Annotated in this window: 14 protein-coding genes; 7 read left to right on the forward strand and 7 right to left on the reverse strand. The window is 70.1% G+C overall.

Annotation, left to right across the window (positions count from 1 at the left end):
- The first annotated feature begins 351 nt into the window (after nt 1-351).
- From ACFYXM_RS30700 to ACFYXM_RS30725, 6 genes are all read left to right on the forward strand, one after another.
- Nucleotides 352-3,525 (forward strand): SulP family inorganic anion transporter, encoded by a 3,174-nt coding sequence (locus ACFYXM_RS30700; RefSeq protein ID WP_389294262.1) that lies wholly within the window; start codon nt 352-354, stop codon nt 3,523-3,525.
- A gap of 473 nt (nt 3,526-3,998) precedes the next feature.
- Nucleotides 3,999-5,972 (forward strand): acetate--CoA ligase, encoded by a 1,974-nt coding sequence (gene acs / locus ACFYXM_RS30705; RefSeq protein ID WP_389294263.1) that lies wholly within the window; start codon nt 3,999-4,001, stop codon nt 5,970-5,972.
- 358 nt (nt 5,973-6,330) lie between these two features.
- On the forward strand, nt 6,331-7,734 hold the full coding sequence (gene nhaA, locus ACFYXM_RS30710; RefSeq protein ID WP_389294264.1) for a Na+/H+ antiporter NhaA: 1,404 nt from the start codon (nt 6,331-6,333) through the stop codon (nt 7,732-7,734).
- A 48-nt stretch (nt 7,735-7,782) separates the two neighbouring features.
- Nucleotides 7,783-8,316 (forward strand): phage holin family protein, encoded by a 534-nt coding sequence (locus ACFYXM_RS30715; protein WP_389294266.1) that lies wholly within the window; start codon nt 7,783-7,785, stop codon nt 8,314-8,316.
- Nucleotides 8,313-9,374 carry an alpha/beta fold hydrolase gene (locus ACFYXM_RS30720; RefSeq protein ID WP_389294268.1) on the forward strand — a complete coding sequence of 354 codons (1,062 nt, stop codon included), beginning with the start codon at nt 8,313-8,315 and terminating at the stop codon, nt 9,372-9,374. The genes ACFYXM_RS30715 and ACFYXM_RS30720 overlap by 4 nt, the downstream gene beginning before the upstream one ends.
- 105 nt (nt 9,375-9,479) lie before the next feature.
- Entirely contained in the window at nt 9,480-9,683 is a 204-nt protein-coding gene (locus ACFYXM_RS30725) for a hypothetical protein (RefSeq protein ID WP_389294270.1), read from the forward strand.
- 514 nt (nt 9,684-10,197) lie between these two features.
- Here the strand turns inward: ACFYXM_RS30725 and ACFYXM_RS30730 are convergent.
- The 3 genes from ACFYXM_RS30730 to nth all read right to left on the reverse strand — a co-directional run bounded on the left by ACFYXM_RS30730 (nt 10,198) and on the right by nth (nt 13,485).
- Nucleotides 10,198-11,403: a MarP family serine protease gene (locus ACFYXM_RS30730; protein ID WP_389294272.1), complete on the reverse strand. Its 1,206-nt coding sequence runs from the start codon at nt 11,401-11,403 to the stop codon at nt 10,198-10,200.
- 87 nt (nt 11,404-11,490) lie between these two features.
- Entirely contained in the window at nt 11,491-12,147 is a 657-nt protein-coding gene (locus ACFYXM_RS30735) for a CoA pyrophosphatase (protein ID WP_073788286.1), read from the reverse strand.
- Between the two features lie 321 nt (nt 12,148-12,468).
- Nucleotides 12,469-13,485: an endonuclease III gene (nth, locus tag ACFYXM_RS30740; protein ID WP_389294274.1), complete on the reverse strand. Its 1,017-nt coding sequence runs from the start codon at nt 13,483-13,485 to the stop codon at nt 12,469-12,471.
- A 253-nt stretch (nt 13,486-13,738) separates the two neighbouring features.
- Here nth and ACFYXM_RS30745 point away from each other — a divergent pair, with 253 nt between their 5' ends.
- Nucleotides 13,739-14,413, forward strand: coding sequence for a Crp/Fnr family transcriptional regulator (locus ACFYXM_RS30745; RefSeq protein ID WP_010473292.1), 675 nt, complete (start codon nt 13,739-13,741; stop codon nt 14,411-14,413).
- Between the two features lie 266 nt (nt 14,414-14,679).
- On the opposite strand, the gene ACFYXM_RS30750 is transcribed toward ACFYXM_RS30745, so the two are convergent.
- The 4 genes from ACFYXM_RS30750 to ACFYXM_RS30765 all read right to left on the reverse strand — a co-directional run bounded on the left by ACFYXM_RS30750 (nt 14,680) and on the right by ACFYXM_RS30765 (nt 17,449).
- The gene (locus tag ACFYXM_RS30750; RefSeq protein ID WP_389294276.1) at nt 14,680-15,510 is read right to left on the reverse strand and encodes an MBL fold metallo-hydrolase; all 831 of its coding nucleotides are present in this window, start codon (nt 15,508-15,510) and stop codon (nt 14,680-14,682) included.
- A gap of 57 nt (nt 15,511-15,567) precedes the next feature.
- Nucleotides 15,568-16,491 carry an NUDIX hydrolase gene (locus ACFYXM_RS30755; protein ID WP_389294278.1) on the reverse strand — a complete coding sequence of 308 codons (924 nt, stop codon included), beginning with the start codon at nt 16,489-16,491 and terminating at the stop codon, nt 15,568-15,570.
- Nucleotides 16,492-16,820: 329 nt separating this feature from the next.
- Nucleotides 16,821-17,291, reverse strand: coding sequence for a RidA family protein (locus ACFYXM_RS30760; protein WP_389294279.1), 471 nt, complete (start codon nt 17,289-17,291; stop codon nt 16,821-16,823).
- Nucleotides 17,291-17,449, reverse strand: a complete 159-nt coding sequence (locus tag ACFYXM_RS30765; RefSeq protein ID WP_003967454.1) for a DUF4177 domain-containing protein — start codon at nt 17,447-17,449, stop codon at nt 17,291-17,293. The genes ACFYXM_RS30760 and ACFYXM_RS30765 overlap by 1 nt, the downstream gene beginning before the upstream one ends.
- Between the last annotated feature and the right edge of the window lie 5 nt (nt 17,450-17,454).

Consider the following 17,454-nt stretch of genomic DNA (forward strand, 5'->3'; position numbering starts at 1 on the left):
CGGCCCATGCACGATGCAGCCCACCGGCTCGCGTGGTCCGCCTGGCAACGTCGCCACCAGGCCCGAGCCCAAGCCAGCCATTACCGCCGGCAAGCTGCGAATCCGACCTGAAGATCACGATCTACGGCTGGAGTACTAGCGGCAACAGCCAAGCGGTGGGTCACACAAAAAAATGCCTATTCACCGAAATGGATGAATGAATAGATCATTTGACCCCAAGTATGGACGCAAGTCTTTACTCTCCATTACGATCTATTTACCAAGAGTTGGGAAATGTCGCCGTCGGGCGCCCTGCTTCGCGGCCGCTTTCCCTCATGTTTCGCGCCCACGCTGTCCGGAGGAGACGGAAACATGTCCGCTTGCGTACCCACACGTCATGACCGCGCGTCCCGGAGTTCGCGTCCACCCCGCTCATCGGGGGTCAAGCGACCACACAGCCCGCCGCCGTCGCCACTGGGCGGTCCACGACTCCGCATCTCGGGCGCCGATCTCTCCGCGTCCATCACGGTCTTTCTCCTAGCAGTCCCCATGTCGCTCGGGCTGGCCGTCGCCATGGACGCCCCACTGACGGCCGGACTGATCTCCGCCGCGATCGGCGGTATCGTCGCCGGACTGCTCGGCGGCACACCTCTTCAGGTCAGCGGCCCATCCGCCGGACTGACCGTGGTAACAGCCGAGTTGATCCAGATCTACGGCTGGCGCACCACCTGCGCGATCACCATCGGTGCCGGACTGCTCCAGATCGTGCTGGGGTCGCTGCGGGCGGCACGCAGCGCCCTTGCGGTCAGCCCCGCCATCGTCCACGGCACGCTCGCCGGCATCGGCGTGGCCATCGCGCTCGCTCAGCTGCACATCGTGCTCGGCGGCTCGCCTCAGAGTTCCGCGGTATCCAACCTCCTTGCCCTGCCCGACCAGTTGGATCGGGTGAGCCCGTCGGCGCCGCTCATCGGAATGCTGACCATCACCGTCCTGGTCCTGTGGCCGCGGACTCCGGGCCGACTCGGCCGGACGGTACGACGGGTGCCGGCGGCCCTCGTCGCGGTGGTGACCGCGACGGTGGTGGCCGGGGTCGCAACGCCGGGAGTCGCCCGCGTCGATCTGCCGTCCTGGCGCTCGCACGCCCTACCGGAACTGCCGCACGGTCCGGTGCTCGCTCTCGCCACCGCAGTGTTCACGGTGATGCTGGTGGCCAGTCTGGAATCACTGCTCGCGGCAGTCGCCGTGGACAAGCTGACGGCCGACCGCTTCGGCGGACGAGCCGCCGACCGGAACAGGGACACACCCTCGTCGCCGCCGGTGTCGGCTACGGCAACAGCGCCCAACGTGCCTGTCTCGCCCGGCAATTCAGCTGCGGCAGCCGTCTGCACCCCTCCTGCCGTCCCCTCCGAGCCCGCCTCGTCGGACCCGCCCGGCCCGCCCGGCCCGCCGGTCGGGCGCTCCGACCTCGACCGCGAACTACGTGCGCAAGGCATCGCCAACACCTTGTCCGGGCTGGTGGGCGGACTTGCGGTGTCCGGGGGCGCGGTGCGCAGTTCGGCGAACGTACGGGCCGGGGCCACCAGCCGCGCCTCCACCGTGCTGCACGGCATCTGGGTGGTCCTTGCCACCGGGCTCCTGGTCGCCGTCCTGGAGCTGATCCCGTTGGCCGCGCTCGCCGCGCTGGTCATGATGGTCGGCATCCAAATGGTGAGTTTCGCCCACATCCGCAATGTCCATAAGCACCGGGAATTCCTGGTGTACGGCGCGACGATCAGCGGTGTGATCCTGTTCGGCGTCCTCAAGGGTGTGGCGATCGGCATCGCGGTGGCAGTGGTCGTCGCCCTCCACCGGCTGGCCCGTACCAGAATCACCGTCACCGACCATGAAGGACGGCACCTGGTCGTCGTACAGGGCCAGTTGACGTTCCTCGCGGTCCCCAGGCTCAGCCGGACGTTCGGGCGGCTGCCGCAGGACGGAGATGTGGTCGTCGAACTGGACGGTTTCTTCATGGACCACGCTGCATACGAGACGATCCAGGACTGGAGCATCGCGCAGAGGGCCCACGGCGGCCGGGTCGTCTTCACCGGCAGGTCCGGGAGCCGGATCGCGGAGCCCGCCTCGGCCGCCCATTCTTGTTGCAGCCCCTGGACACCGTGGCGCAACCATCACTGTCACGACCGGTCCGAGCAGAAGCACGGTCTTCCCGAGGGCGGTGGCACGCCGTCCTGCGACGCCCCCGAAGCGCACGTTGCCACTGCCCCGGACTCCGGCGCGAAACGCGCCTTCCACACGTGCGGCGCCACCGCGCCGGTCCCCGGATCCGATGCCTTCACCTCTCCCCATCGTGGCACCGCCGACAGCGCCCCTCCCGGCTCCGACATCGCCCCGGACGCCCCTCCCAGCTCTGACGCCACCCCCGACGACCTTCCCGGCATCGGCCACGGCCACGGATCCGGCATCGCTGCGGGCGTCAGCCGCGATCGCGGTCCAGGTCTCGGGCGCGACCACGGCCATGGCCTCGGCCCCGATCAGGGGCCCGGCCAAGGTGCCGGCCACAGCCGTGGCTCCGACGATCCGACCGGTGCTTGTCCCCTTGCAACCGACCCTGGCCCTGCTCCCGCCGGCCCTGCCGCCGCTCGCCCCGTTGCCGGAGGCGACAGCGCCCCGGCCCCAGTGGGCGCATCGACCGCCGACCGGCGTCAGACAGGCGGAAACCGCCTGGTGAGCGGCCTGAGCACGTTCCAGCGCCACACCGCCCCGTTGGTGCGTGAGGAGCTGGCCCGATTGGCCCGGGAGGGACAGCGCCCCTCCCAGCTCTTCATCACCTGCGCCGATTCCCGTCTCGTCACCAGCATGATCACGGCAAGCGGGCCGGGCGATCTGTTCACCGTCCGGAACATCGGCAATCTGGTGCCGCCGCCGAACACCGAGTCCGGGGACGATTCGGTGGGCGCCGCCATCGAATACGCGGTGGACGTGCTGGGGGTGGATTCCATCACCATTTGCGGGCACTCCGGGTGCGGTGCGATGCAGGCACTGCTCGACGGCACACGAACCCCGGACACTCCACAGACGTCCCTGTGGCGCTGGCTGAGACACGGACTGCCCAGCCTGAAGCGAATGGCATCACGGCGTCACCCCTGGGCCCGGATCTCCGGCCGTCTGCCCACGGACGCGGTGGAACAGCTCTGCCTCACCAACGTGGTGCAGCAGATGGAGCATCTGCGGGCCCATGATTCGGTGGCACGACGGCTGTCCGAAGGCACCCTTCAACTGCACGGGATGTACTTCCACGTGGGCGAGGCCCAGGCGTATCTGCTGACCGGGCCCGCGAGCGTCGGCATCGCACTCGACGAGGTCTTCGACCGGGTGGGCCCCGGCGACGTCTGCGCCGCCCCCGGGATCTCGTCGGGGAGACCGGGAGCCGCGGGAACCGAGGACTCGTCCGGAACACCGGGAACCGCCGGAACACCGTCGAGACCGGATACACCGGGGAGACCAGGCACCCCTTCCGACCCGGACGGTCTGGAACGCACCGGCGTCTGACTTGGGCGGCTCACCCCCGAGAACCCGGGCCTGCAGAACACCATGGGCGCGTGGGACGGCACGGACCGCCCGGTGTCCTCGGATGCCCAGTTCCCTCGGACGCCGAGTGTGCCCCGATGCCCGATGCGCTCCGACGCCAGGTGCCCTCGGACGGCAGCCCTTCGGCCGCCCGAGGGCACCCGCTCCGGAGCGAAAGCGGACCAAAGCTGAACCGGCTGAACCGGATACGCACCGGGTCCGTAGGAAATTCCGTGAGATCTCATGCCCCCGCTTTCCCGCCGCCACCTGGAGCGCATCACGTCGCACCGCGTCGTGTCACTGCGCGCCGCGTCGCGCGGTGCCGCGCAGCATGGAAACGCGGGGCCATGTCCCCATACACCGAAACACAGGTCTAAACCAATTCTCGGCAAACCCTTGTCACCCGGCCCTCCGGCCTGATGAGCTATGCACGGGACACAACGGACACCCTGGGAATGGGAGATGTCGTGAGCAATGACAGCCTGGCCAATCTGCTTCGTGAGGAGCGCCGATTCGCGCCGCCTGCCGATCTGGCCGCGAACGCCAACGTCACAGCGGAAGCTTACGAGCAGGCCGAGGCTGACCGGCTGGGCTTCTGGGCCGAGCAGGCCCGCCGTCTGACCTGGGCCACGGAGCCGACCGAGACGCTCGACTGGAGCAACCCGCCCTTCGCCAAGTGGTTCGCGGACGGCAAGCTCAACGTCGCGTACAACTGTGTGGACCGCCACGTCGAGGCCGGTCACGGCGACCGGGTCGCCATCCACTTCGAGGGCGAGCCCGGCGACAGCCGCGCCATCACGTACGCCGATCTGAAGGACGAGGTCTCCCGCGCCGCGAACGCTCTCACCGAGCTCGGTGTCGGCAAGGGCGACCGGGTCGCCGTCTACCTCCCGATGATCCCCGAGGCCGCCGTCGCGATGCTGGCCTGTGCCCGCATCGGCGCCGCGCACTCGGTGGTGTTCGGCGGCTTCTCGGCCGACGCCATCGCCGCCCGTATCCAGGACGCGGACGCCAAGGTCGTCATCACCGCCGACGGCGGCTACCGCCGGGGCAAGCCGTCCGCGCTCAAGCCGGCCGTGGACGAGGCCGTCTCCCGCATCGACGGCGTCGAGCACGTCCTGGTGGTCCGGCGCACCGGCCAGGACACCGCATGGACCGAGGGCCGTGACGTCTGGTGGCACGAGATCACCGGTCGGCAGTCCGCCGAGCACACCCCCGAGGCGTTCGAGGCGGAGCAGCCGCTCTTCATCCTGTACACCTCCGGCACGACGGGTAAGCCGAAGGGCATCCTGCACACCTCCGGCGGCTACCTCACGCAGGCCGCGTACACGCACCACGCGGTCTTCGACCTCAAGCCGGAGACCGACGTCTTCTGGTGCACCGCCGACATCGGCTGGGTGACCGGACACTCGTACATCGTCTACGGCCCGCTGGCCAACGGCGCGACGCAGGTCATGTACGAGGGCACGCCCGACAGCCCGCACCAGGGCCGTTTCTGGGAGATCGTGCAGAAGTACGGCGTCACGATCCTCTACACCGCGCCGACCGCGATCCGCACGTTCATGAAGTGGGGAGACGACATCCCCGCCAAGTTCGACCTGAGCAGCCTTCGGGTCCTGGGGTCGGTCGGTGAGCCGATCAACCCCGAGGCGTGGATGTGGTACCGCACGCACATCGGCGCCGACAAGTGCCCGATCGTGGACACCTGGTGGCAGACCGAGACGGGCGCGATGATGATCGCGCCGCTGCCGGGCGTCACGGAGACCAAGCCGGGAAGCGCCCAGCGCGCCCTGCCCGGCATCAGCGCCACGGTGGTCGACGACGAGGCCAATGAGGTGCCGAACGGCGGGGGCGGCTATCTCGTCCTCACGGAGCCGTGGCCGTCGATGCTCCGCACCATCTGGGGCGACGACCAGCGCTTCATCGACACCTACTGGTCGCGGTTCGAGGGCAAGTACTTCGCCGGCGACGGCGCGAAGAAGGACGAGGACGGCGACATCTGGCTGCTCGGCCGGGTCGACGACGTGATGCTCGTGTCCGGTCACAACATCTCGACCACCGAGGTCGAATCGGCGCTCGTGTCGCACCCCTCGGTCGCGGAGGCCGCCGTGGTCGGCGCCGCCGACGAGACGACCGGCCAAGCCATCGTCGCGTTCGTGATACTGCGCGGTTCGGCCACCGCGTCCGACGAACTGGTCGCGGACCTGCGCAACCACGTCGGCGCCACGCTGGGCCCGATCGCCAAGCCCAAGCGGATCCTGCCGGTCGCCGAGCTGCCGAAGACCCGCTCCGGCAAGATCATGAGGCGGCTGCTGCGGGATGTCGCGGAGAACCGCGAGCTGGGAGATGTCACGACGCTCACCGACTCCTCGGTCATGGATCTCATCCAGAACCAGCTGCCGTCGTCCTCCGGCTCGTCCGAGGACTGAACACACCCCGTAACCGAGTGAGGCACCGGTGCCCGGGCCGCAGAACCCCGGGCACCAGGGTCCGGGCAGCGGGCCCCTGGCGACGGATCTGAGCTGCGGGCCCTCGGACAGGGGGCAACGAGTGCCTGGGCACCAAGGCCCGAGCACGCCCCCGAGGGGCATCCGGCAACGCGCCGGATGCCCCTCGGGCATTGTTGGGGCGGAGATCACCAGATACAACCCGGCGCATCCCGGGTACAGTGGCAAGCGCGTCAACAGCTCAACAAAAAATCTTCACTGGGTGTGCCGGGAAGTCTGGTCGGCAAGTGCATCAGCCATGCCATCGCCGCCGTACCGACCGACCCGGAGGTCTCCTCTCGTGGCCGCGCCCACCCCCACGCCCTCGTCCCGCCGTACCTTCCTGGGGCGGTTGTCCCTTCCCGAGCGGAACTACCTCGCGGACGCCCTGCGCACCGAGACCGTCGGCGGGGTCATTCTGCTGGTCGCGGCAGTGGCGGCCCTGATATGGGCGAACGCCTTCGGCTCCAGTTACGCGGCCGTCAGCGAATTCCACCTCGGTCCCGCCTCGCTGGGCCTCGACCTCTCCGTCGAGCACTGGGCGGCGGACGGGCTGCTGGCGATCTTCTTCTTCGTCGCAGGCGTCGAACTCAAACGGGAACTGGTCGCGGGCGAACTGCGCGACCCCAAGGCGGCCGCGCTGCCGGTCATCGCCGCGCTCTGCGGCATGGCCGTCCCGGCCGTCGTCTACACGGCCGAGGTCCTGATCGGCGGTGGTTCCACCGACGGCTGGGCCGTCCCCACCGCCACCGACATCGCCTTCGCGCTCGCCGTCCTCGCGGTCATCGGCACCTCGCTGCCGAACGCGCTGCGTGCCTTCCTGCTGACGCTCGCCGTAGTCGACGACCTCTTCGCGATCCTGATCATCGCTGTCTTCTTCACCGAGAAGATCAACTTCATGGCGTTGATCGGCGCCTTCGTCGGCCTCGTCGTGTTCTACCTGCTGCTGCGCGCCAAGGTACGCGGCTGGTACATCTACGTACCGCTAGCCGTGGTGATCTGGGGCCTGATGTACAACAGCGGCATCCACGCCACCATCGCCGGGGTCGCCATGGGCCTCATGCTGCGCTGCACCCGGCAGGACGGCGAGACGCACTCCCCCGGTGAGCGCATCGAGCACCTGGTACGCCCCCTCTCGGCCGGTGTTGCCGTACCGCTGTTCGCCCTCTTCTCCGCCGGGGTGCCCCTCTCCGGGGGAGCGCTGGCGAACGTCTTCACCCGGCCCGAGACGCTCGGCGTCGTCCTGGGACTGGTCGTCGGCAAGACGATCGGCATCTTCGGGGGCACCTGGCTGGCCACCCGCTTCACCAAGGCGGAACTGAACAAGGATCTGGCCTGGGCGGACGTCTTCGCGGTCGCGTCGCTGGCGGGCATCGGCTTCACCGTCTCGCTCCTCATCGGCGAGCTGGCCTTCGTCGGCGACGCGGACACGATCAACGAGATCAAGGCCGCCGTGCTGATCGGTTCCCTCACGTCCGCGCTGTTCTCCGGAACGCTGCTCAAACTCCGCGTACGCAAATATCGGATGCTGCACGAGGCCGAGGAGCTCGACGAGGACCAGGACGGCGTGCCCGACGTCTATGAGCAGGGCGATCCGGAGTACCACCTGCGGATGGCCGCGATCCACGAGAAGAAGGCGGCCGAGCACCGACGCCTTGCCCGACTGGCGGGGGCAGCGAGCAGCAAGCCGGACAGTCCGGCATGATCTGACACCAGATGTGTTGAGCAGGAGAGCAGAAGTAGGGAGTCAGGGATGAGCGACCCCGGCAACATGGCGGGCAACACCGACCGCAGTCTCGGACAGCTGGTCGCCGCGGCGACGGCCGAGATGTCCGCACTGGTGCACGACGAGATCGCCCTGGCCAAGGCGGAGGTACGCCAGGACGTCAAGCGTGGAGTCACCGGCAGTGTGGTGATCATCATCGCGGGCGTGCTGCTTCTGTTCGCGATCCCGGTGCTGAGCTTCGCGGCAGCGTACGGAATCCACAACCTGGGACTCGGGCTGGCCTGGTCGTTCCTGATCGTGGGCGGAGCGTTCATCGTCCTGGGTGCGCTACTCGCTCTGTTCGCCGTCGCCAAGTTCAAGAAGGTGAAGCCGCCGGAGCGGTCCATCGCCTCGGCGAAGCAGACGGCGGCGGTCCTCCAGGGCGTCAAGCCCCATCCGCGCGCCACCGCCGCAGCGGGGACGGGCCGGCCGGCCGTCACTGGCAGCACCCGGGCGGACAAGGCTCTGGAGGCGGCTCCGGCACAGAACGAGGCGCCGACTGTGGCACGCTCGACCACATGATGGTCCACGATTCCAGTGCGTCCGACCCGGTAGGTCCGAAAGGCCGGTCAGGAGATCCAAAAGACCGGTCGGGAGATCCGAAGGGCCGGTCGGGCCGGGACAGCACGCCCTCCGACGCCGACAGGCCCGGACCGGCCGGTGCCGGAGGGCCGGTCCGGCTCGACGGACCGTGGACCCACCGCGACGTGGCGGCGAACGGCGCCCGCTTCCACATCGCCGAGCTCGGCGAGGGACCGCTCGTCCTGCTGCTGCACGGTTTCCCGCAGTTCTGGTGGACCTGGCGACACCAGCTCACCGCCCTGGCCGACGCCGGATACCGTGCCGTGGCGATGGATCTGCGGGGCGTGGGCGGCAGCGACCGTACGCCCCGGGGGTACGACCCCGCCAATCTGGCGCTCGACGTCACCGGTGTGATCCGCTCGCTCGGCGAACCGGACGCGGCACTCGTCGGTCATGACCTGGGCGGCTACCTCGCGTGGACGGCCGCCGTGATGCGGCCGAAGCTGGTGCGCCGTCTCGTGGTCTCCTCGATGCCGCATCCGCGCCGTTGGCGCTCCTCGATGCTCTCCGACTTCGCGCAGTCCCGCGCGGGGTCGTACGTGTGGGGCTTCCAGCGCCCTTGGGTGCCGGAGCGTCAGCTCGTCGCGGACGACGCGGCGTTGGTGGGGCGGCTGATCCATGACTGGGCGGGTCCCCGGACGCCTGAGTTCCCCGACGACGCGACGCTCGACGTCTACCGGCGCGCGATGTGCATCCCGTCGACCGCGCACTGCTCGATCGAGCCGTACCGGTGGATGGTGCGCTCCCTGGCCCGTCCGGACGGAATCCAGTTCAACCGGCGAATGAAGCTGCCGGTACGCGTCCCCACGCTGCATCTGCACGGCTCACTCGATCCGGCGGTCCGTACCCGGAGCGCGGCGGGGTCCGGCGAGTACGTCGAGGCGCCGTACCGTTGGCGACTTTTCGACGGTCTGGGGCACTTCCCGCACGAGGAGGATCCGGCCGGGTTCTCAGCCGAACTCATCAACTGGCTCAAGGACACCGAGCCCGACCGGTAGCCGCGCACGCACGGTTGTCCGACGAACGCCAATTGCCCGCCGCATAGGCCAATTGGCTGACGGACGGGCGGTTACCGACCATGAGGCACGGGCAGACGTCGAGGTATGGGCTGGACGCACGACATCGGTGACGCAGCACGCAACCGTCGCTCGACCGCCACGGCGGATCCGGGCAATCACGAGAGGGGCGGCCCCCAGGGCCGGGCGCATGACATGCGTGTGATGCACGATCCCCGGCTCGGCATCCCGCGTATCCTGCGCCGCCGGGCCCGTTGGGTCTCGGCACGACTGCGCCACCCGCGTGGATGAGTTTCCGGATGTGAGGCGCTCTTCCGCATGGGTGGCGTACTCCTGTGTGGTGACGCGCTTCCGTACGGGCGCCGGACCGGCTGACTGGCCCGCGCTCCGGCCGACCCCGAGCTCCGGGCTTCTCACCGACCGGAGGCCGACGGACGTGCCGGTCGGGCGTCGCACAGCAGATGGCAGGCCGCAAGCGGCGGATGACAGATGGCAGTTGCGACATGACGACGGCAGGGCCTGGTGCTGTCGCTCCCGACGCCAGGGCCCGTCGTCGAACTGCCGCTTGCCGCACGATAGCTGGCACGCACGGCCCGGCCTCCGGCCGGACAACAGCAGTCCGAAAACAGTCGCTGGAGTCCCGAGTGCCGCTCCCGGCGACGTTTGCCCCGTCGCGCCGTCCGGCAGTTCCCCGGGCTCTCGGCTTCGTTCGAGCAGGGAAGGCCCCATCCGAGAGCTTCCGGCCGCCTTGCGATCGCACGCACCGGACGACGCTCCTTCCGAGCAAACCTTGCCGGTCACGGCACTAGAGAGCGCACCCCTGGCTGTCGACCTGTTGGTTGGCGGAGCGGCCGTGCGCGATGTCCTGGCGGATCTCGTCGGCCGTCAACGCGTAACCGGTGTCCGGGTCGTCGAGCGACTTCGCGAACACGACTCCGTACACCTTGCCGTCGGGCGTCAGCAGCGGTCCGCCCGAGTTGCCCTGACGGACGGTCGCGAAGAGCGAGTACACATCGCGGCGGACGGTGCCCCGGCGGTAGATGTCCGGGCCGTTGGCGTCGATACGGCCCCGCACCCGCGCGGACCGTACGTCGTACGAGCCGTTCTCCGGGAAGCCGGCGACGATGGCGCCGTCCCCGGTCCGCGCGTCCTTGTCGGCGTCGGTGAACTGCAGCGGCTTCGCTTCGAGGTCCGGTACGTCGAGTACCGCGATGTCCCGCTGCCAGTCGTAGAGCACGACCTTCGCGTCGTACAGCCGGCCCTGGCCGCCGATCTGCACGGTCGGCTCCTCGACACCGCCGACGACGTGGGCGTTGGTCATCACACGACGGTCGGCGAACACGAATCCGGTGCCTTCGAGGACCTTGCCGCAGCTCGGCGCGGTGCCGACGACCTTGACGATGGAGTGCTGGGCGCGGACGGCGACGGGGCTGGTGCTCAACGCCGGGTCCGGGGCCTGGACCTCGGTGATCGGCTCGTTGGCGAAGGGGCTGAAGACCTGCGGGAAGCCGTTCTGGGCGAGCACCGACGAAAAGTCCGTGAACCAGGTCGAGGCCTGTACGGGCATCACCCGCGAGATGCCGAGCAGGACCGACGAGCTGCGGACCTCCTTGCCCACTGTCGGCAGGGTGGTGCCGGCCAGGGCCGAACCGATCAGCCAGGCGACCAGCAGCATCGCGACCACGTTGACCAGGGCGCCTCCGGTGGCGTCGAGGGCGCGCGCGGGCGACCACGTGATGTACCGGCGGAGCTTGTTCCCGAGGTGCGTGGTGAACGCCTGCCCGACCGAGGCGCACACGATCACGATGACGACCGCGACCACCGCCGCCGTCGACGAGACCGCCGAGCCGTTCGTCAACTGGTCCCACAGGATCGGCAGCAGATAGACGGCGACAAGACCGCCGCCGAGGAACCCGATCACCGACAGGATGCCGACGACGAACCCCTGTCGATAGCCGATGACAGCGAACCACACGGCGCCGGCCAGCAGCAGGATGTCCAGCACGTTCACCGTCTCTAGCCTCACAGATTCGTCACCGGGCCCGTTCGATCTGCTGGTTCCGGCCGGGGCCGGACAGCGCAGCACGGAGCCAGCCTGTCATGCGTGCCAGTCGAGCGGCACCTGCTTGCCGGTGTCCCACGGGCGCTCCCAGCCCGCGAAGTGCAGGATCCGGTCGATCACGCCTGCGGTGAAGCCCCAGACAAGAGCGGATTCGACCAGGAATGCCGGACCCCGATGCCCCCTGGGATGTACCGCGGTCGCCCGATTGGCCGGATCAGTGAGATCTGCCACGGGAACGGTGAAGACTCGGGCGGTCTCACCCGGATCGACGACTCCGACCGGGCTCGGCGACCGCCACCAGCCGAGGACCGGCGTCACGACGAAGCCGCTCACGGGGATGTAGAGCCGGGGCAGCACACCGAACAGCTGCACCCCGCGCGGGTCGAGACCGGTCTCCTCCTGCGCCTCCCTCAGCGCGGCCCGCAGCGGCCCCGTCGTCCCCTGGTCGCCGTCCTCCGGGTCCAGGGCACCGCCGGGGAAGGAGGGCTGCCCGGCATGGGAGCGCAGGCTTCCGGCTCTCTCCATGAGGAGCAGCTCGGGACCGCGCTCGCCCTCGCCGAACAGGACGAGGACGGCGGACTGCCGTCCGGCACCGTTCTCGGGCGGCAGGAAGCGGCTGAGCTGACCCGGCTCGACGGTTCGCACGGCCGTGGCCACCGGGACGAGCCATTCGGGCAGACCCTCCGTCGTCATGGTGAGGCAGGAGTCCTGCCCGGCGCCGGCCGTGGCCGCGTCCGCTCCCGGCGTTGCCCCGCCCGCTCCCGCCGTGGCGACAGCGGACGCGGACGCTGCGGCCGCCGCCGCGCGATTCACCGCGCCGTCCCGGCCGTCCTCGCTCCGCCCGTCCGTACTCGGCCGACCCGCACCCCGCCGGTCAGTGCTCTGTCGTTGACCAGTGCTCTGTCGGCGATCAGCGTTCTGCCGGCCCGTGCTCTGTCCTCGCGTCTTCATGGGCACCCCTCGTCTCACAACGCCTGGCGTCACGCATTTCGTTCCGGGGCGGACGCCGGTACGTCAGCTGCCCCCGGGACCGGGCGCGGGCTTCCCCGGGTAGTCCGCCGGCGGGTTCAGCCGCTGACCGGGCCGACCGCCCATCTCGTACTTCAGCAGCTTCCTGGCCTTCTCCGGGTCCGTCTCACCTTCCCCGTACGCGGGGCAGAGCGGCGCGATTGGACAGGCGCCGCAGGCGGGCTTGCGGGCGTGACAGATGCGTCGGCCGTGGAAGATGACGCGGTGCGAGAGCATGGTCCACTCGCTCTTCGGGAAGATCGCACCGATCTCGGCCTCCACCTTTTCCGGGTCCTCCTGCTCCGTCCACTTCCAGCGACGGACGAGGCGGCCGAAGTGCGTGTCGACGGTGATGCCGGGTACACCGAAGGCGTTGCCGAGGACGACATTGGCGGTCTTGCGGCCGACCCCCGGCAGCGTGACCAGGTCGGGCAGACGGCCCGGCACCTCGCCGCCGAAGTTGTCCCTGATCGCCGCGGAAAGCCCTATGAGCGACTTGGCCTTGGCCCGGAAGAAGCCGGTCGGCCGGACGATCTCTTCCAGCTCCTCCGGAACAGCCGCGGCCATGTCCTCGGGCGTGGGGTAGGCGGCGAAGACCGCGGGAGTGGTCTGGTTGACCCTCAGGTCGGTGGTCTGGGCGGAGAGGACTGTGGCGACGAGAAGCTCGAACGGGTTCCTGAAGTCCAGCTCGGGGTGGGCGTACGGGTAGAGCTCGGCAAGTTCGCGGTTGATCCTGCGGGCGCGACGGACCATCGCCAGATGCGATTCCGGCTTCGCGGCCTTCGCCCCTCTGTTCGCCCTGGCCCCGTTGGTCTTCTTGGGTGCCTCCGCTCCCTTGGGCGCCTCTGCCGCCCTGGCCGCCTTGACAGCTCTCTTGGCCTGCACGGTCTTCGCGGCCTTCCCAGCCTTCGGGGCCTTCACGGCCTTCGGGGCCTCCACGGCCTTCGTTCCAGCGCTCCCGGACTGCGCGACCACGGGGCGTTTTGTCACCTTTTTCGAACGACTCGCAGCCTGTTCGCCCATAGCGGAATCACGGCCCTCCGACACCCCACCATCCCCCTTGGCCTGCGTTCTCACCGGCGATTTGGACACCCGGCCAGCCTAGAGCCACAGGTCGCCATCCGCCCCGGTCACCGCGTACACACCCTCGATCGGCCCCCTGACGCACGGTTCGGCACGTCCGTGCGTCAAACTGGTTTGTGATTGATCGCACTGTTTTACCGTCCGGCATGATGGGGACCACGGTTTCCTGAACAGGCCGACAAGGAGAGAACTCGTGGACGACGTTCTGCGGCGCGCCCCGCTTTTCGCGGCGCTCGATGATGAGCAGGCCGCGGAGCTCCGCGCCTCGATGAGTGAGGTGACCCTCGCACGCGGCGACGCTCTTTTCCACGAGGGCGACCCGGGCGACCGCCTCTACGTGGTGACCGAGGGCAAGGTGAAGCTCCACCGCACCTCCCCCGACGGCCGCGAGAACATGCTGGCCGTCCTCGGTCCGGGAGAGCTCATCGGCGAGCTCTCGCTCTTCGACCCGGGCCCGCGCACCGCAACCGCGACGGCGCTGACCGAGGTCAAGCTCCTCGGCCTCGGACACGGCGACCTCCAGCCCTGGCTGAACGCCCGCCCCGAGGTGGCCTCGGCTCTGCTGCGCGCCGTGGCGCGCCGTCTCCGCAAGACCAACGACCAGATGTCCGACCTGGTCTTCTCGGACGTGCCCGGCCGGGTCGCCCGCGCCCTCCTGGACCTCTCGCGGCGCTTCGGCGTCCAGTCCGAGGAAGGCATCCACGTGGTCCACGACCTGACGCAGGAAGAGCTGGCCCAGCTGGTCGGCGCCTCCCGCGAGACGGTCAACAAGGCGCTCGCGGACTTCGCGGGACGTGGCTGGCTGCGCCTGGAGGCGCGCGCCGTGATCCTGCTCGACGTGGAACGCCTGGCGAAGCGCTCCCGCTAGTCGAAGCGCTCCCGCCGACCGCACGGGGAGGCCCCCGAGCCCCCGCGCGGCGATTCGGTGTGACCGGGTCCGATCAGATGCGATCGGCCCCGGTCCGGTGCGGCTGGTTCCGGTCCGCTCGGGTCGACGCCGGGGGCAGTGCAACCAGGGCCGATCCGATCCGGTGCGCTCCCGATCGGGCCGATTCGGTCTGATTCGAGGCTCGGTCCGGTCAGCTCAGGTCAGGGCCCGGCCCCGGACCGGAGCACCGCACCAGGCCGTCCCCGCTACACCAGCCCGTGCTCGCTCAGGTACTCCAGCTGCGCCCGTACGGAGAGCTGCGCCGCAGGCCACAGCGACCGGTCCACGTCCGCGTACACGTGGGCCACCAACTCGGCCGGCGTCCGGTGCCCGGCCTCGATCGCCGTCTCCACCTGGGCCAGCCGGTGTGCACGGTGCGCGAGGTAGAAGTCGACCGCGCCCTGCGCATCCTCCAGCACCGGGCCGTGCCCCGGCAGCACGGTGTGCACGCCGTCGTCGACGGTCAGCGAGCGCAGTCTGCGCAGTGAGTCGAGGTAGTCGCCCAGCCTTCCGTCCGGGTGCGCGACGACCGTGGTGCCACGCCCGAGGACCGTGTCCCCGGTCAGCACCGCCCGGTCGGCGGGCAGGTGGAAGGAGAGCGAGTCCGCCGTGTGGCCGGGCGTCGGCACGACGCGCAGTTCCAGTCCCCCGGTGCTGATCACGTCTCCGGCGGTCAGCCCCTCGTCGCCGAGGCGGAGCGCCGGATCCAGGGCACGCACCTTGGTCCGCGTCAGCTCGGCAAAGCGCGCCGCGCCCTCCGCGTGATCGGGGTGCCCGTGGGTGAGCAACGTGAGCGCGATGCGGCGGCCGGCCCGTTCGGCGGTGTCGACGACCGCCCGCAGGTGCGCGTCGTCCTGCGGCCCCGGGTCGATGACGACCGCGAGATCGGAGTCGGGTTCCGCCACGATCCAGGTGTTGGTGCCGTCCAGCGTCATGGGCGAGGCGTTGGGGGCGAGGACGTTGACGGTACGGAGGGTCGCGGGCCCGGAGACGGCCCCGCCGCGCGGCTGTCCCGGCAGCGCTGCCGCGTCACTCATACCGGCTCACCTCCCGTGCCGCGGCCCGTGCCACCCTCATTCCCCCCTGCGCGCCGCTCACCACGCCGCCTTCCCCCGCGTGCCGCCTTCGGTGCCGTGCGGGGCGGCCGCCGCGTTCGGGATGTGCTTCGTGAACTCGTCGTGCCCCGGCCAGCTCAGCACCAGCTCGTCGCCCTCCAGCCTCGCCCGGGCGAGGACAGGCGCGAGGTTCTGGGAATCCGCGGCCTTCAGCGCCTCGGCCGCCGTGCCGTACGGCCTGAGCGCCCGCAGCGTGGACACGGTCGGGGGCATCATCAGCAGTTCGCCCCTGTCGTACCCGTCGGCCGCCTCCCCGGGGCGGATCCACACCGCGCGGTCGGCCTCCGTGGAGACGTTGCGGGTGCGCTGCCCCTCGGGGAGCGCGGCGACGAAGAACCAGGTGTCGTAACGGCGCGGCTCGAACTCGGGGGTGATCCAGCGCGCCCAGGCGCCCAGCAGATCGGAGCGCAGCACCAGTCCGCGCCGGTCCAGGAACTCCGCGAAGGACAGTTCGCGGGCGACCAGCGCCGCGCGGTCGGCCTCCCAGTCGGCGCCGGTGGTGTCACTGACGACGCTGTCGGCGGTCGGGCCGGCGAGAAGGACGCCCGCCTCCTCGTACGTCTCGCGGACCGCCGCGCACACGATGGCCTGGGCCTCGGCCGGGGTCCCGACGCCGAGCCGCCCGGCCCAGCTCTCCAGCGGGGGCCCTGCCCAGCCCACGAGCCGGTCGTCGTCGCGCGGGTCGACGCCGCCGCCCGGGTAGGCGTACGCACCACCGGCGAAGGCCATGGAGGCCCGGCGGCGCAGCATGTGGACGGCGATCGCGTCCCGGGTGCCGACGGCGGGGTCCCGGAGCAGCATCACGGTGGCGGCTCGCCGCGGCGTCGCGGGCGTCAGCTCACCTGCGGCGAGTGCCCGGATCCGGTCGGGCCATTCCGGTGGGTACCACTGACCATTCGACATGGCCGGAGGCTATCCGGAACCGCGCCGATGTTCGAGGGGGGAGCTGATCCGTACATGCCCCCCTGCATACGCGTCTGCATACCTGCGTACACGCCCGCATCCCTGCCGCCGTTCACGCAGCCCACGCATGCCGGCATGCGCCTGCTGCACATGCTGTGCGCCACCGTGCGCATGCCGCACAAGCCACGCACGTGCGCCCGTACGCTCGCTGCGCCCCTGCTCCCGCCCGGTCGTGCCGACCGGGCGGGAGCAGGGGTTCCGGCAGTGTGGAAGGGGCGGGAACGACGGCGACGGGATTTCCGTGCGCCGCACGCTCACGGGCCCGCGCCTCAGTCCCCGGCCAGCTCGACCTGGACCTCGACCTCCACAGGAGCGTCCAGTGGCAGCACCGCGACGCCCACCGCGCTGCGCGCGTGCACGCCCTTGTCGCCGAGGACCGCGCCCAGCAGCTCGCTGGCCCCGTTGATCACGGCGGGCTGCCCGGTGAAGTCGGACGCAGAGGCGACGAAGCCCACGACCTTCACGACCCGGGCGATCCGGTCCAGATCACCGGCGACGGACTTCACGGCGGCCAGCGCGTTGAGCGCGCAGGTCTTCGCCAGCTCCTTGGCCTCGTCGGGCGTGACCTCGGCACCGACCTTGCCGGTGACCGCGAGCTTGCCGTCCACCATCGGCAGCTGGCCGGACGTGTACACGTACACCCCCGACCGCACGGCCGGCTGGTACGAGGCCAGCGGCGGCACGACGTCCGGCAGGGTCAGCCCGAGCTCGGCGAGCTTCGACTCGACGACGCCCGCCACTACGCCTTCTCCCGCTTCAGGTAGGCCACGAGTTGCTCGGGGTTGTTCGGGCCGGGAACGACCTGGACCAGCTCCCAGCCGTCCTCGCCCCAGGTGTCCAGAATCTGCTTGGTCGCGTGCACGAGCAGAGGCACGGTCGCGTATTCCCACTTGGTCATGGCCC

Origin of the sequence: Streptomyces sp. NPDC002476, assembly GCF_042889785.1 — a bacterium.
Classification (GTDB): Bacteria; Actinomycetota; Actinomycetes; order Streptomycetales; family Streptomycetaceae; genus Streptomyces.

What these genes read in the sequence shown, in the direction of transcription:
- ACFYXM_RS30700 (WP_389294262.1), top strand. Translation starts at nt 352, where the DNA reads ATGTCCGCTTGCGTACCCACACGTCATGACCGCGCGTCCCGGAGTTCG.
- ACFYXM_RS30755 (WP_389294278.1), bottom strand. Translation starts at nt 16,491, where the DNA reads ATGTCGAATGGTCAGTGGTACCCACCGGAATGGCCCGACCGGATCCGG.
- acs (WP_389294263.1), top strand. Translation starts at nt 3,999, where the DNA reads ATGGGAGATGTCGTGAGCAATGACAGCCTGGCCAATCTGCTTCGTGAG.
- nth (WP_389294274.1), bottom strand. Translation starts at nt 13,485, where the DNA reads ATGGGCGAACAGGCTGCGAGTCGTTCGAAAAAGGTGACAAAACGCCCC.
- ACFYXM_RS30765 (WP_003967454.1), bottom strand. Translation starts at nt 17,449, where the DNA reads ATGACCAAGTGGGAATACGCGACCGTGCCTCTGCTCGTGCACGCGACC.
- ACFYXM_RS30750 (WP_389294276.1), bottom strand. Translation starts at nt 15,510, where the DNA reads ATGAGTGACGCGGCAGCGCTGCCGGGACAGCCGCGCGGCGGGGCCGTC.
- ACFYXM_RS30725 (WP_389294270.1), top strand. Translation starts at nt 9,480, where the DNA reads ATGGGCTGGACGCACGACATCGGTGACGCAGCACGCAACCGTCGCTCG.
- ACFYXM_RS30735 (WP_073788286.1), bottom strand. Translation starts at nt 12,147, where the DNA reads ATGACGACGGAGGGTCTGCCCGAATGGCTCGTCCCGGTGGCCACGGCC.
- ACFYXM_RS30715 (WP_389294266.1), top strand. Translation starts at nt 7,783, where the DNA reads ATGAGCGACCCCGGCAACATGGCGGGCAACACCGACCGCAGTCTCGGA.
- ACFYXM_RS30720 (WP_389294268.1), top strand. Translation starts at nt 8,313, where the DNA reads ATGATGGTCCACGATTCCAGTGCGTCCGACCCGGTAGGTCCGAAAGGC.